The organism is Prosthecodimorpha staleyi (assembly GCF_018729455.1).
Taxonomy (GTDB): domain Bacteria; phylum Pseudomonadota; class Alphaproteobacteria; order Rhizobiales; family Ancalomicrobiaceae; genus Prosthecodimorpha; species Prosthecodimorpha staleyi.
On the sequence record NZ_JAHHZF010000020.1, the window covers coordinates 1 to 13,691 of the forward strand.

A 13,691-nucleotide genomic window follows, 5' to 3' on the forward strand; every position below is an offset into this window, starting at 1 on the left:
GCCTCCCGGAGAGGCCGTGTCGATGGCGTCGGTCAGCGAGACGAAGCCGATACCCCTGCCCTTCAGCATCTCGGCGGTTTCGATCAGGTGCTTCAGCGACCGAGCCAGGCGATCGAGCTTCCAGACGACGAGGGTATCGCCAGGCCGAAGGATGTCGTCGAGCAGCCGGTTCAGCTCTGGCCTGTCAGCTTTGGCGCCAGACGCCCTCTCGACGACGACGCGCTCGCAGCCGGCCTCGCGGAGCTTCTGCTCCTGGAGGTCGGGGTTCTGGTCGAGGGTCGATACCCGGGCGTAGCCGATGCGCATGTTGTGTCTCGTTTCTCATGTGAATCATGACGAAACGCGACGTTGATTACAAGACGGGTTTTGAGACAGACGGAGAGGGCTGTGGTAGGTCTGCCGATGCTCCATCGGGGAGTATCTCGAAAACGACCGAATACAAGACCCCTCGAATGGGTCAGTCAATTTCACCCAACAGCGCCTTCTTAAGCCGATCGACCTACCCATGGTGACGGGGAAATACTGTGTCACGCTTGAGGTTGTCACGGAGACCGCATAGCATTGGGCGAACAAACGTTTGGCAAACACAGGGCGGCTCACCTGCGCATGAACCGGATCTTTAGGCCCTACGATGGTTGGGACGGCTTTCCGGCTCGGTCTTTTGCGCGCCTAGATGCAACCGAACCTAGCAGTCTAAAGGAAGTCGGCGAAGCTGTCTTTGCATTCGATGCCATAGACGCAAGTTGGTCAGAATTCTCCGCAGGCCACGACTTAGATCTAGAAGCTCCGAGCGCGATTAGCGAAGTTTCGAAGGCCCTATGGGCGAAATTGTTCGGACCTAAGACGCAAAGGCCAATTGAGACGCTGTTCGACAAGATGCCGATCTACCGCATTGAGATCACAGCCAAGCGCAGCAGTCATTTTTGGAGCGACCTTGAATCGCTCGAAGAAGGGCAGTGGGTTGAAATCGTCCTTACTGCCGCGGGCAGTCATGCCGTTGACGTCTACGGCTCCATCGTGGCGGAGGCTGTGGAGGCCTACCTTGTCTCCGTCGCCTCGCTCTCAGGGGCCCGGGAAAATGCGCTCTCCAACCTGTTCAACATCGACGCATGGCCCTCGTCGCCGGAAATTGATATCCAGGCTGCTCTTCGCCGCGCGACCCCAGACCAACTCACGGTATATGACGTGGGCCAAGGTGGGGCTGCCGGACTGCTCGACTGCAGCAACACTGCAAGCATCTTCTTTGACCTCGGCGCAGGCTCCTACGGCAACAGCAGGACAAGGCCGAACCCGCTTCGATTCTGCTGGCGCGGTAGCCCGCCGGTCGTACTCTCGCATTGGGACACGGACCACTGGGCAGGAGAGCTTACCGATCCGGCTGCATCGGGGCGAGACTGGATCGCACCGCGCCAGTCTAAGCTCGGGCCGACTCATCACGCCTTTGCCGCACGAATTCTTGTTCAGGGCGGGAGCCTATTGATTTGGGGGGCAACGGCGGGCGCCACTTTATCGGTTACGTTTGCCGGGGGCGTAGTCCTTAGCTTGGGTCGTTGCACGGGCCCGAGCCGGAACGGCAGCGGCATTGCATGCCTAGTCGAAAACTCCAGCGCCGACGCCTCGTGGCTTCTCACCGGCGACGCCGGCTACAGCGAAATTCCGCTGGTACCCTCATTCCAGATCATTGGAATCATCGCCCCGCACCACGGGGCGGACATGGTGCGTTTCGGATCGGCGCCGACTAGGCCGGGCTCGGGGTACTGCCGCCTGTTCTACAGCTTCGGGCCTGACAACAAACACGGGCGAACTTCGGTCAAACATCCGACCACGGCTGCTATAAATGACCATCGAGCCCAATCTTGGGATCATGGAACTTGGACTACCACAGGAACGATAGCAACTACGATTGCCGGAAAAGACGTGTTGGCGACGGCCGAGAATTCAGGTGGCCCAACTGGTCCTCGCAATCTGGATAGCGCCGTGATGGGCTGGTCATTAGCACCAACAGTGCCGCTCGCAGGACTTCCATGTTCAATGATACACTTAACGGTCGGCTGCACAACCAACATCAGACAGGCTTGATACCGGCTAAAATGGACACCTAGGCAGCGGCGAAGTTGGATTCCTGATCAGTTATCCCAGTTTAAAAAGAAGTCACAAGGCAGATAGCTGAGGAATACGCCCCCGTTTGATCACCAGCCCTCCGCCAATCCAACGAGTTAATTCCCGGATAGCATCGACAAATATTTATAGTGAGAATAATACGTTCCTTGTTGCAGAACGCCTCGGCAGCCCCTACCTCTACGAGCATGACGAATGGGGGCTCGCATGCCGGCCTATGTGACGTTTTACCCGCTTGGCAACGCCGACGGTGCTCTCATCGACCTCGCCGACCAACGGAAGGTGCTGGTAGATTTTGGCAATGAGGGCAATCCTGACGATCCCGCAGACCTGCGCTGCAATCTCGCGGCGGAATTGACCACCAACCTGCGCAAGGCCGGCCGGGATTATCTTGATGTCGTTTGCTTCACGCATGTCGACGATGACCATTGCAAGGGCAGCGGCGCATTCTTCTGGCTCCAGCACGCGGCCAAGTACCAAGGGCCAGGCCGTACCAAGATCAACGAGATGTGGGTTCCTGCCTGCGCTATTACTGAGGAAGGGCTTACCGAAGATTCCCGCCTCGTCCGGCAGGAGGCGCGACACCGGCTCAGGGAAGGGAAGGGCATCCTTGTCTTCTCAAGGGCCGAACGGATCAAGCAATGGATGTCCGAGAACAGCATTGATTACGAAAGCCGCAAGCATCTTTTTGTTGATGCCGGTAAAAATGTGCCTGGTTTCAGCAAGAATGGACCGGAGGCGGTCGAATTCTTCGTTCATTGTCCCTTTGCCTGGCGTCAAAGCGACAAAGTCCTAGTCGACCGTAACGGCGATTCCATTGTTTTCCAAGCAACTTTCAAGGAGGGCCTCTCGGAAAGCTATGCCTTATTCGCTTCCGATGTAGACCACGAGGTCCTCTCGCTAATCGTGCAGACGACGCGTCGTCACGGCCGCGACGGAAAATTGCTTTGGGATCTTATGAAGCTGCCGCATCACTCATCCTACTTATCGCTTAGTTCAGAGCGGGGAGTGGACGAAACTGTCGCGGTCGATGACGTGAAGTGGCTGTTCGAAACCCAAGGGCAGCGCGGTTGCACCATCGTTTCAACGAGTTGCCCGATCCCTGCAAAGGGGAGCGAGGAAGACAAGGGCACGCAGCCGCCACATCGCCAAGCAGCCAACCATCACCGCCGGGTCGCCCGCGAAAAGGACGGCAGCTACATTGTCACCATGGAGCAACCGCGAAAGGGGGCACCTGCGCCGTTTAGATTCGAGATCACACAGCTAGGCGTTGCACTCCTGCTGGCGGCACCGAACGTCATCACGACTGCGACATCGGCTCCTGCCCGGCAGGGTTGAGCAGGTGGCCTGGATCGACGAATGGGGCGCGCCGGTCGATCTGCGGGATCTGGCGCAGCCCACTGCGCGTTCATTCGTAAAATATGTTGAGACGGCGGCCTCTGCCGTCGTCTCGATCGCGGGGGCTCACCGCAACGAGCACGGCGCAGAGATCGTCATCGTCGAGATGCAGACTGGGGCTCCGCAGAGACCGGTCGCGCCGATTCGGCGAGTCGAGCCGCTCGGCCTCGTATTCGCCGGCGGGGGCAGCATGCCTTTGGTCCTGGCGCTTCGCGAGGACTTTCCTGACACTGAGCACCAACAGCTCGTCCCGGAGGGCTGTCCGGCGGCCATCTGTATCGACGATCGGCCCTGGGACGAAGCGCGCCTGACCTGGACGCCAGCTGAGATGACGCAGCGTATCGCCGCTTGGTATTGGCGAGCGGCACGCGGCGATCTTCACGATCCTAACCAGCCGCTCGACCCGTTTTTCGGGCTGTCGCGTTACAGCTTCGTGTTCCCACGAGCAGCATTCGAGGCGGAGCCCGGAAGCGTCGAGCTCGCCGGCCTTATCAACGAGTCCGGCGACGATGCGAGGGTTGTGATCACCACGCCCTTGGCTCGGCTCAAGCCGGAAGCACGCAAAGTGCGCATCCTGCCGCTCGCTTACCGTGTTCAGCCGGAGTGTATGACGCGCATGCGCAAGGCGCCGCGGAGCCTCGGCTCGCTCATGCGGTTCCTTGACGGGCGAGGCGTCGACTTGCTGGCAGACCTCCGCACCCGCATCCGTGGATGGACGGGCACGAATGCGGAGAGCGGTCTGCGGCTCGGCTCCCAACTTGCCATCATTGTGGACATGCCGGTGATAGCGCCGAACGGCACCCAGCCGGGGACATCGGACGTGCGGGCGTTCGTCAGCGTGTCCACCGTCGGCGAAATCGGCGTGGCATTGGGGGTGCTTCACAGCGTGCCGCGTGATGCGGTTAAATCGGGGTTCTGTCGCGCCATTCCGGAAGGAGCAGTTGATGACGGAAGGCTCGACGCGCTCGTCTTGGAGTTCGCCCAGGTGCATGTCGAATTCGACGCTGACCGAGCTGCTGTTCTGTCCGGCCGCGACCGAGTCGACGCTCGCAAGGCAATGCTTGTCGGCGCCGGAGCGCTTGGCTCACATCTTGCTGAGTTCCTGGCGCGACAAGGTAGGTTCCGGTGGACTATCGTCGACGACGACCGACTGCTGCCACATAACCTCGCGCGCCACACTCTACAGGCGATCGACATCGGACGGCCCAAGGCGCAAGCGCTGGCGGCTCGCCTGAACGCAATCTTCTCGCCCGACGAAAGGCTGGTCGCGCCAACGGCGCTCGTCTGCAACGTCCTCCACCCCGGCGACAAGGCCGATGTTCTACGGGCAGCATTCGCCGACGCGGACGTCGTGATTGATGCAAGCGCCTCGGTCGCTGCGGCGCGCTCGATCGCCGACCAGTACGGGGCCGCTCGCCGCGCCTCCGCGTTTTTCAACCCATCTGGGGAGGCCGCGGTCGTGCTCGTTGAGGATCATGCCCGCTCGATCACACTCCGTGACGTCGAGGCGCAGTACTACCGCGCCGTGCTACGGGAGCCCGCGCTCGAAAAACACTTCACGGCCATCGCCGACCGTTTCGCCTACACCGGCGCCTGCCGGGCGGTCACCAGCCGCATCCCGGAGAGCCGAGTCGCCCTGCTTGCAGCCCACGCTGCGGAGGGACTTAGTCAAGTGCTCGATACGCCCAACGCGTGCATCGCTGTCTGGAGCGTCTCGGCAACGGGCGAGGTTACGCTCACGAAGCCAAGCGTTGCCGCCATCGAGCGGCATGCGATTCTAAACTGGGAAGTAAGCATCGACACCTCGCTGAAGAATGACCTTATCTCCCAGAGAGCTGCGAAAGTCCCAAACGAGACAGGCGGCGTCCTGCTCGGCATCGTCGATGCATATGCGCGCAAAGTGCTCCTCGTCGAGGCGCTCGCGGCCCCCCCAGACAGCTTGGAAACGCCCTTTCTGTTTGAGCGTGGGATCGCCGGCCTCACCGATGAGGTCACTGCGATGATGGCAAGGACTATGGATCAGGTACGCTACGTGGGAGAATGGCACTCGCATCCACCGCGCTATTCGGTGCAGCCGAGCGGGACAGACTTGATCCAACTCAGCTGGCTCGCGCGCGTGGCGTCTATGGAGGAATTGCCGGCGCTAATGGTCATAGTCGGTGATCACGAGCTAAATGTTGGGGTCGGCGAGGCCCGACCCGTCTGCTCATAGGTGCCAGCTTGTCGACTATGGAGGGGAGGGAAACGCCGAGGATTGATAGCCAGGGCGGCCCGGCGACGGGGTTCAGGCTCGGGCTTGCGCTCTCTGGCGGCGGAGTGCGGGCCGCTGTGTTCCACTTGGGTGTCCTCCGTCGCCTTGCCGAGGATGATCTGTTCGAAAGCGTGACGCAAATTTCTACCGTTTCGGGAGGGAGCCTGGTAATCGCTGCATTGGTCACAAACGCTGGGATGCAATGGCCCGGCTCGGAACAGTATCGGAGCGACACTTATCCCTCCCTTAGGTCGATGCTGACGGGCGCGGATCTACTCAGCCCGCGCTGTCTTGGCTGGAAGGGGCTACTACGGTTCAATCTTCGGCTCCTCTCAAGTAGGGCAATGGTACTCGCGGATCTGCTGGCGGAGCGGTGGGGCGTTCGCGGCAATCTTCGAGACTTGCCGGAAAGACCGGTCTGGTGGATCAACGCGACATGCGTCGAGACCGGCAAGAACTGGCGCTTCAGCAAACGCGAAATGGGCGACTGGCAATTCGGGCGGCACTACGATCCGCCGTTCCGGCTGGCCGACGCTGCGGCAGCGTCCGCGGCCGTTCCCTATGCAATTGGTGCCCTTCGTTTCGAACTCCCGCAGCAGGGCTGGTATAGGACCGATCCTGCAACGCGCCAACCGCTGGAACGCCGGGACCCGCCACACTCAACCGTTCATCTCTGGGATGGCGGCGCCTATGAAAACATGGGCCTTGAGGCTCTGTTCAAGCCCGGCAAGGCTCTGATTGAATGCGACTTCCTGGTTTGCAGCGACGCGTCGGGTCCACTGCGGGCGCCTGGTCCCGGCCCGCTTGGCTCGCTATGGAAGGGACATCTTTGGAGCCCGCGGCTTTTTGATGTGAGCAGCGATCAGATCAGGGCGTTGAGGTCACGGATGCTGATGCGAGAGGTGGAAAGCGGAACAATTCGGGCCGCGCTGATTCGGATGGGAAACTCCGTCCGCGATATCGATCTGCGAGCCGGTATACGTCGCACCCAAGTAGACTATGGTCAGTATCAGGTCGACCAGGAAGCCACGCTTGCTCTCTTGCATCCGACAGATCTTCAGGCGCCGTCGCCTGACCTGTTTGATCGCATCGCGCGACACGGATTCGAAGTGGCCGACGCAACTTTGACCGCTTATTCTCCAAAATACTTCCCTAAGACCAGACGTTGGCCAGTCTAAACACGCTAACAATTCTATCTAACCGTAAAGATCTCATCCAATATCATATAATTGATTTCAGAAATTAGAAACATTTGATAATGTCCTTTATCATATATAGTGGGACCTTCCATGCTCGCCCCCGAAGCCCTCGACCGAACCCACGTCGGCCTGCTCCCCGGTCTCGATCTCGACGCGGTGCGCGCGCTGCTGATCGATCGGCACGGCTGCACGCCCGAGCAGGCGTCGGAGGCCGAACGCCTTTACCGGATGTTCCTGGAGCTGCGCCGTCGCCACCCCGATGAGCGCCTGGTCCCGCCGGCGGCCGCGGACCGCATGTGGCATGTCCACATCCTGATGACCGGGAAGTACCGGCAGGACTGCAAGGCGCTGTTCGGCCAGTATCTGGATCACGATCCAATGGCCCGGCCGACCGCCGACGATATCGCCCTCTCGCGGCGCCGCTACCGTGAGGCGTTCGGCGTCGACCTGGCTGAGGCCTTCTCGGACTGCACATGAGCGGCGCCAGACGCGGGGCGGGCAGGGGGCTTGCCGGGACCCTGTCAGGTTTCTCTTGCCAGAAGTTGGGAGGATTCCCATAATGTGAATGATACGAAAGATACGAGTAATGCAGAAGATGCGCGTCTCGACCGCCGACTTCATCAAGAACTACGGCACGCTGGCCGACAAGGCGCTGGCCGAGCCGGTCACCATCACCAAGAACGGCCGCGACCGGCTGGTGGTGCTCTCGGCCGAGGAATACGAGCGGCTCAAGCGCCGCGACCGGCGGGTGGTGCGGCTTGAGGAGTTCACCGACGAGGAAATGGCCCTCATCGCCCGGGCCGAGGTCCCGCCCGGCCACGAGGCGCTCGACGACGAGCTGAAAGACTGGCGGCCGTGAGCTGGCCGAAACCGCAGCCCGGCCTGGTCATCCGGTATTCGTATCTGTGGGAGCGGGAAGCCCGGGCCGGCCGGGAGGAGGGGGTCAAGGATCGCCCCTGCGCCATCCTGCTGGTGGTTCTGCGCGACGGTGCGTCGCCGATCGTGCGCGTGCTGCCGGTCACCCATACCCCGCCGACCGATCCGGCCGACGCCCTGGAAATCCCGGCGCCGACCAAGGCCCGCCTGGGGCTCGACGGCGCCCGCTCCTGGGTGGTGCTGACCGAGGCGAACGATTTCATCTGGCCAGGTCCGGATTTGCGTCCCGCCGTCAACGGCGATCCGGCCAGCATGGCCTACGGCATGTTGCCGCCGGGCTTCATGAAGGTGCTGCGCGAGCGCATTGCCGAGCGGCGCCAGGCGCGGCTCAAGGCCGTGACGCGGACAGAATAGGCGGGAGGATCCCATGAACGTTCTCGCTCCCCTGACATCCTCGGCGCCGGCCCTGATTGCCGCCGCCGGCGAGCGGGCTTCCTACCGCTTCCTGGAGTTCTTCACGGCGCAGATCAGGAACCCGAACACCCGCAAGGCCTACATGCGGGCCGTGGGCGGGTTCTGCGCCTGGCTGGCTGATCGCGGGGTGCCGTCGATCGCCGCCGTCGGCTCGGTCCATGTGGCGGCCTATGTCGAGGAGCTCGGCCGGACGGTGTCGGCGCCGACCGTGAAGCAGCACTTGGCCGCCATCCGCATGATGTTCGACTGGCTGGCCTCGGGCGGGGTGTTGCCGTTCAACCCGGCCTCCGCGGTGCGGGGTCCGAAGCACTCAACCAGGAAGGGCAAGACCCCGGTCCTGTCGCCGATCGAGGCCCGGCAGCTCCTGGACGGCATCGACCCGTCCACGCCGGCGGGACTTCGCGACCGGGCGCTGATCGGGCTGATGGTCTATTCGTTCGCCCGGATTGGGGCGGCGCTGGCCATGAAGGTCGAGGATGTCTACGTCCAGGACCGGCGCCTGTGGGTGCGACTGCACGAGAAGGGCGGCAAGCGGCACGAGATGCCCTGTCACCACAATCTCGAAGCCTGGCTTCATGCCTACCTGGACGGGGCCGGCATCGCCGACGACCGGCGCGGGCCGCTGTTTCGTACTCTCGGCCGGGGCACCGGCCAGCTCACCCGGACGCCGCTTCCGCAGGCCAACGCCTATGCGATGATCCGCCGGCGGGCCGAAGCGGTCGGGATCGAGACCAAGATCGGCAACCACACCTTCCGGGCCACCGGCATCACGGCTTATCTGAAGAACGGCGGCAGCCTGGAGAAGGCGGCCGCCATGGCCAACCACTCGTCCACTCGCACCACCCAGCTCTATGACCGGCGGTCCGAAGAGTTCACGCTGGACGAGGTCGAGCGCGTCGGGATCTGATGTTATCGTCCGGACGGTACTGGACTTTTTGTGTCAGGGGCAGACCGTGCTGAACAACATGCCGATCGTGCTCAATCAGGACGCCTTTTCTGTCCTTGCCAGTTCGCAAGACGAACACCGTTGGCGCGGACGACCGCTGCGACCGTGGATACAAGCCGTAGGTCGTGTTCCGAGCTGCGAACTGACCTCGCTGGAAACAGACCACCCAAGTCGCGAGCAGCTCACCGCTTTCTGCTCGGTATCTTCCCGCGATGCGCTTGATCTCTTTCTCGCGATCAGCGCGTGGGGCGGAATGAAGGTTCGCCATGCGCAATCCGCCCTCTCGCACGAAGAGGCCCTGCGCGAGGCTTTGGGAGCCTTGCGCGACCCGGCGCTTCGTGACCGTCGCGAGGCATATACGATCTTCCGGACGGCTCGTGCCGCCGGCCGGCTGCCAGGAATCGGTCCAGCTTATTACACGAAGTTGATTTTCTTCGTTCGGCCCGATCTCAACGGTTATATCATGGACCAGTGGACCGCACGTTCGGTAAATCTCCTGACCCAGCAGAACGCCATAAATCTCGGTAAAGAATGGAACGTTCTTGACGATAATACAGCTGATGGATACGAGCGCTTCTGTCAGCACATAGAACACATTGCGTCAGAGCTTGACGTATCCCCTGTGGCGGCCGAAATGAGGCTGTTCAGCTATGGCGGTCGCCGGCCGGGTAGATGGCGCCTCTACGTGAAAGGATGTCGAAGGGATTAGATGGCGCCCTTCGAGAGCACGCCATGCGGCTGCATACCTACATCTGGCGGACCTCTTTCCGAAGCCACCTCCCCGGGCACGTCCCGTTTCACCTAGGCCACCGCGCCGACGGCAGACACGGCGCCTTATGACCGGACATGCTGGCCGCCCGCGCTTCCGTGAGCGCCGTTTCCAGCAGATAGTCCAGGAGCGGCTGTCCGGCTGCCTGGGCCAGGTCGCGCGCCTACTCGATCAGTCGCACACAGCGGTCCAGGTCTTCGCTCACGGTCTCCCCCTCCCCGATTGCGATACGCCCGTGCGCTGGCCCATGGCCGCGCTCCCCTGCCCCGGTCTCTTTCCGGTCCGTCCGGCCCGGCGGCCTTGCTCGTCCGGCTGACCTGGCGGAGAGCCCCGTTCGCCGCAAGGGGCAAGCCCTCTCCTGTCGTCGCCCCTGCGGGGTGCGGCGGCCGTCTCTCCCCGCCCCTCCGGTCGCCGGCAAGGCCGCGATAGGCGCGGCCGGTGCCCGAAACGGGAGAGACCATCATGAGCAAGGAGCGCTTCGACATCCACCAGGCCGTCACCGACCGCATCGTCGCCGCCATCGAGGCCGGCGCCGGCTCCTGGCAGATGCCCTGGCACCGCGGCGCCGGCGGCAGGCGGCCGGTCAACATCGCCTCCGGCAACGCCTACCAGGGCGTCAACATCCTCGCCCTCTGGGTCGAGGCCCAGTTCTTCGGCTACGGCTCCAACGTCTGGGGCACCTACAAGCAGTGGGCCGAGGCCGGCTGCCAGGTCCGCAAGGGCGCCAAGGCCGCCCACGTCGTCTTCTACAAGCAGATCGCCGTGGCGACCGAGGATACCGACAGCGGCGAGGACGAGACCGAAACGCGGCTGTTCGCCCGCGCCAGCCCGGTGTTCAACGCCGGTCAGGTCGAGGGCTATGCGCCCCCTGTCCCGCCGGTCGTCGGCAGTGCCGAGATCCTCGCCGGTATCGAGGCCTTCGTCGCCGGCACGGGTGCGGCGATCGAGCATGGCGGATCGGTCGCCTGCTATATCCCCAGCCGGGACCTGGTGCGGATGCCGCCGCGCGAGACGTTCTTCGCCACCCCGACGTCGACTGCCACCGAGGCCTATTATTCCACCGAGCTGCACGAGCTGGTCCACTGGACCGGGCCGAAGAGCCGCTGCGATCGCGACCTCGCCGGCCGCTTCCGCTCCGAGGCCTATGCCATGGAGGAGCTGGTCGCCGAGCTGGGCGCGGCGTTCCTCTCCGCCGATCTCGGCATCACCGCCGAGCCGCGGGCCGACCATGCCCAGTATCTCGCGCATTGGCTGACCGTGCTGAAGGCCGACAAGAAGGCGATCTTCACCGCCGCCAGCGCCGCCAGCCGCGCCGTGCAGTTCCTGCACGGACTCCAAGCGGCCTGAGGGGCCGCGGTCGGCAAACCCGGCTGCCGAGTGCATCGGCCGGGCTGTCCATAGCGGGAAACTGGATTCGGTTTTTTCGGCAGCGCATGCCTCGCTTGGGAAGCGAAACGCCGCTATCCGCTCCTTATGGAGAACCCAAGGAAAGGATCCTTTTCTTATTTCATGCCCGGCAACCGCCTCGGCACGGCTGTCTACGGTATACCGTTTACAGTATGCCGTACACCGCATAACGTGATAGTAAAGCCCTGATTTCACGCCCCGCTGCGACTACGCCGAAACGCGGCACCGCCAGTCCGCCACGGTTTCCCGTATGCGGTTTACCGTTTACGGCAGACGGCCCCGCCCCTGAATGCACCACGGGCGCGCGCAGCCGGCTGTTCTGGTGGCCCAACTGCCTCGCAGGATCGCGCCGATGGGTCGTCGTCACCGAGAATGATGGCAGGCGGAAGGGATTGTGGTAGGATTCAATCATGGCCCCGAACCGTAAAGCCTCGCCGAAGCCGTCCCCGAAGGGCATGACCCTCGGCGCGACCGCCTTCGACAAAATCAGCGCCGTCGAAGGCATCCGCCTGAAGCCCGAGAGCAAGCGGATGTTCGTCGAGTTCGACCGTCAGGGCTTGAGCGCTGAGCAGCGCCGCCGCGCCATCGCCGAGAAGCACGCCAGGAAAGCCTAGACGGGGTGTATCAGGCAATCGACGACCCCTATTGCTACCGGGGCACCGACGTCCTGAAAAATCGCCTCGGCCTCCGCGACCAGACCGCGCTCGACCAGTTCGAGGCGGAGGCGACCGCGCAGAGGTTCGCCGAGCCCTTCCCTCCCGGGCGGTTCAGCGTCAGCCACTACCGCGCCATTCACCGGCACATCTTCGGCGACGTCTATCCATGGGCAGGCCGGTTCCGCTCTGTGCGCATCGCCAAGGGCGGCAGCATGTTCTGCTATCCCGAGCACATCGCGACCGAGATGGCGCGCGTGTTCGCCAACCAGTCGAGCCTGACGGCCCTGCGGGATATGCCCGCGCAGCGGTTCGCGGCCGAGATCGCCCACTTCCTGGCCGAGCTAAACGCCGTGCATCCGTTCCGGGACGGCAACGGCCGGACGCAGCTCGCCTTCCTGGCGCTTCTCGCCGACCACGTCGGGCATCCGCTCGACCTCGACCGGCTGGAGCCCGACGCCGTGCTCGCCGCCATGATTGCGAGCTTCCACGGGCGCGAGGACCGATTGGTCGAACTCATCCGGGGTTTGATACGCTGAGCAACTGTTTGCTGTTTACGGCATACCGTAAGCCGTGTGCCGTTTGCGCCACACGGCACGCCGCAAACCGTTCGCCCTAAACCGTTAACCTCTTGCGGTATACTGCGCATCGCAGGAGGATTCGGCCATGAAAGTCATCGCTCTCGTCACGCAGAAAGGTGGCACCGGGAAAAGCAGCCTCGCCATCTCGCTGGCCGTCGCCACCATCGAGCGCGGGCTAAAGTCCTATGTGATCGACCTCGATCCGCAGGCCACCGCCAAGAACTGGTTCGAGCGCCGCGAAGCCGAGGCGCCGGAAGTGGCCGCCATCGAGCCCAGCAAGGTTTCGGCGGCGCTGGCGATGCTCGCCCGCCAGAAGGTCGACCTGGTGTTTATCGACACCGCCGGCGTCGACACGCCCGCCACGACGGCCGCCATGCAGGCCGCCGACCTCTGCCTGATTCCGGCGCGCCCCAGTATCGCCGACATCGAGGCGGCCCGGCCGACCGTACGGACGCTCTCCAAGCTCGACCGTCCCTATGCCTTCGTGCTGAACCAGTGCCCGGCGGGCCGGTCGATCCGCACCACCGATGCCTTCCGTGTCCTGTCGCTCACGGGAGCGGTGGCAGGTGTTTCGCTGGCGATGCGTGCCGACCATCTGGACGCCCTGGCGGCAGGGCAGGGGGTCACCGAGCGCGATACATCAGGCAAGGCCGCCAGCGAAATGCGCGAGCTGCTGACTTGGCTGATCAACCGACTGGAGGGAAAGACCCATGACGAAAAAGCCCGTGTTGCTTGAATCCGCGATGGGCAGGGAGGCTCCCGCTTCCCCGTCGAACGTGGTGCCGATGCCCGAACCCGCCGGCCAGGCCGGCAAGGTCGCCAAGATCGAGAAGCTGACCGTCTACGTGCCGCGCGCGGCCGCCAAGCGACTGCGCCAAATGGCCCTAGACCACGACCGCCGGGTCAATGACTACCTCCAGGAGGCCGTCGACATGATGCTGGCGAAGTACGGCCAGAAGTCGCTCCGCGAGTTCGAGGAATCCTGACGGCATGCTGTTTACAGTTTACCGTATGCCGTT

At 63.2% G+C, this 13,691-nt stretch carries 15 protein-coding genes; 14 read left to right on the forward strand and 1 reads right to left on the reverse strand.

The genetic code is table 11. The features are described 5' to 3' along the window. Positions 1–306, reverse strand: a 306-nt coding sequence (locus KL771_RS26810) for a recombinase family protein (protein ID WP_261971586.1), incomplete at its 3' end; no start/stop codon positions are given. Between the two features lie 255 nt (positions 307–561). On the opposite strand from KL771_RS26810, the gene KL771_RS26815 reads away from it, so the two are divergent. The 14 genes from KL771_RS26815 (at position 562) to KL771_RS26880 (ending at position 13,658) form a co-directional block, all read left to right on the forward strand. Continuing rightward, on the forward strand, positions 562–2,079 hold the full coding sequence (locus KL771_RS26815) for a hypothetical protein (protein WP_261971587.1): 1,518 nt from the start codon (positions 562–564) through the stop codon (positions 2,077–2,079). Between the two features lie 246 nt (positions 2,080–2,325). Further along, positions 2,326–3,456: a hypothetical protein gene (locus KL771_RS26820; RefSeq protein WP_261971588.1), complete on the forward strand. Its 1,131-nt coding sequence runs from the start codon at positions 2,326–2,328 to the stop codon at positions 3,454–3,456. A gap of 4 nt (positions 3,457–3,460) precedes the next feature. After that, entirely contained in the window at positions 3,461–5,728 is a 2,268-nt protein-coding gene (locus KL771_RS26825) for a ThiF family adenylyltransferase (RefSeq protein ID WP_261971589.1), read from the forward strand. Between the two features lie 17 nt (positions 5,729–5,745). Further along, positions 5,746–6,945 (forward strand): patatin-like phospholipase family protein, encoded by a 1,200-nt coding sequence (locus tag KL771_RS26830; RefSeq protein WP_261971621.1) that lies wholly within the window; start codon positions 5,746–5,748, stop codon positions 6,943–6,945. Positions 6,946–7,056: 111 nt separating this feature from the next. After that, entirely contained in the window at positions 7,057–7,443 is a 387-nt protein-coding gene (locus KL771_RS26835; protein ID WP_261971590.1) for a hypothetical protein, read from the forward strand. 109 nt (positions 7,444–7,552) lie between these two features. Then, complete coding sequence (locus KL771_RS26840; protein WP_261971591.1) at positions 7,553–7,825, forward strand: type II toxin-antitoxin system Phd/YefM family antitoxin; 273 nt, start codon at positions 7,553–7,555, stop codon at positions 7,823–7,825. Continuing rightward, positions 7,822–8,256 (forward strand): hypothetical protein, encoded by a 435-nt coding sequence (locus KL771_RS26845; RefSeq protein ID WP_261971592.1) that lies wholly within the window; start codon positions 7,822–7,824, stop codon positions 8,254–8,256. Before KL771_RS26840 ends, KL771_RS26845 begins: the two co-directional genes overlap by 4 nt. A gap of 13 nt (positions 8,257–8,269) precedes the next feature. Beyond that, positions 8,270–9,223, forward strand: a complete 954-nt coding sequence (locus KL771_RS26850) for a tyrosine-type recombinase/integrase (RefSeq protein ID WP_261971593.1) — start codon at positions 8,270–8,272, stop codon at positions 9,221–9,223. A 46-nt stretch (positions 9,224–9,269) separates the two neighbouring features. After that, positions 9,270–9,971 carry an 8-oxoguanine DNA glycosylase OGG fold protein gene (locus KL771_RS26855; RefSeq protein WP_261971594.1) on the forward strand — a complete coding sequence of 234 codons (702 nt, stop codon included), beginning with the start codon at positions 9,270–9,272 and terminating at the stop codon, positions 9,969–9,971. A 522-nt stretch (positions 9,972–10,493) separates the two neighbouring features. Then, the gene (locus tag KL771_RS26860; RefSeq protein ID WP_261971595.1) at positions 10,494–11,378 is read left to right on the forward strand and encodes an ArdC family protein; all 885 of its coding nucleotides are present in this window, start codon (positions 10,494–10,496) and stop codon (positions 11,376–11,378) included. A 470-nt stretch (positions 11,379–11,848) separates the two neighbouring features. Continuing rightward, positions 11,849–12,052 carry a hypothetical protein gene (locus KL771_RS26865; RefSeq protein WP_261971596.1) on the forward strand — a complete coding sequence of 68 codons (204 nt, stop codon included), beginning with the start codon at positions 11,849–11,851 and terminating at the stop codon, positions 12,050–12,052. Between the two features lie 5 nt (positions 12,053–12,057). Continuing rightward, on the forward strand, positions 12,058–12,630 hold the full coding sequence (locus tag KL771_RS26870; protein ID WP_261971597.1) for a Fic/DOC family protein: 573 nt from the start codon (positions 12,058–12,060) through the stop codon (positions 12,628–12,630). Positions 12,631–12,757: 127 nt separating this feature from the next. Next, positions 12,758–13,408 (forward strand): ParA family protein, encoded by a 651-nt coding sequence (locus KL771_RS26875; protein WP_261971598.1) that lies wholly within the window; start codon positions 12,758–12,760, stop codon positions 13,406–13,408. Then, positions 13,383–13,658: a ribbon-helix-helix domain-containing protein gene (locus KL771_RS26880; protein ID WP_261971599.1), complete on the forward strand. Its 276-nt coding sequence runs from the start codon at positions 13,383–13,385 to the stop codon at positions 13,656–13,658. Before KL771_RS26875 ends, KL771_RS26880 begins: the two co-directional genes overlap by 26 nt. The last annotated feature ends 33 nt before the right edge of the window (positions 13,659–13,691 follow it).

Excerpts from the sequence above, each read along its gene's own strand:
- KL771_RS26840 (WP_261971591.1), top strand. The coding sequence starts at position 7,553 with ATGCAGAAGATGCGCGTCTCGACCGCCGACTTCATCAAGAACTACGGC.
- KL771_RS26850 (WP_261971593.1), top strand. The coding sequence starts at position 8,270 with ATGAACGTTCTCGCTCCCCTGACATCCTCGGCGCCGGCCCTGATTGCC.
- KL771_RS26820 (WP_261971588.1), top strand. The coding sequence starts at position 2,326 with ATGCCGGCCTATGTGACGTTTTACCCGCTTGGCAACGCCGACGGTGCT.
- KL771_RS26860 (WP_261971595.1), top strand. The coding sequence starts at position 10,494 with ATGAGCAAGGAGCGCTTCGACATCCACCAGGCCGTCACCGACCGCATC.
- KL771_RS26880 (WP_261971599.1), top strand. The coding sequence starts at position 13,383 with ATGACGAAAAAGCCCGTGTTGCTTGAATCCGCGATGGGCAGGGAGGCT.
- KL771_RS26830 (WP_261971621.1), top strand. The coding sequence starts at position 5,746 with ATGGAGGGGAGGGAAACGCCGAGGATTGATAGCCAGGGCGGCCCGGCG.
- KL771_RS26875 (WP_261971598.1), top strand. The coding sequence starts at position 12,758 with ATGAAAGTCATCGCTCTCGTCACGCAGAAAGGTGGCACCGGGAAAAGC.
- KL771_RS26865 (WP_261971596.1), top strand. The coding sequence starts at position 11,849 with ATGGCCCCGAACCGTAAAGCCTCGCCGAAGCCGTCCCCGAAGGGCATG.
- KL771_RS26835 (WP_261971590.1), top strand. The coding sequence starts at position 7,057 with ATGCTCGCCCCCGAAGCCCTCGACCGAACCCACGTCGGCCTGCTCCCC.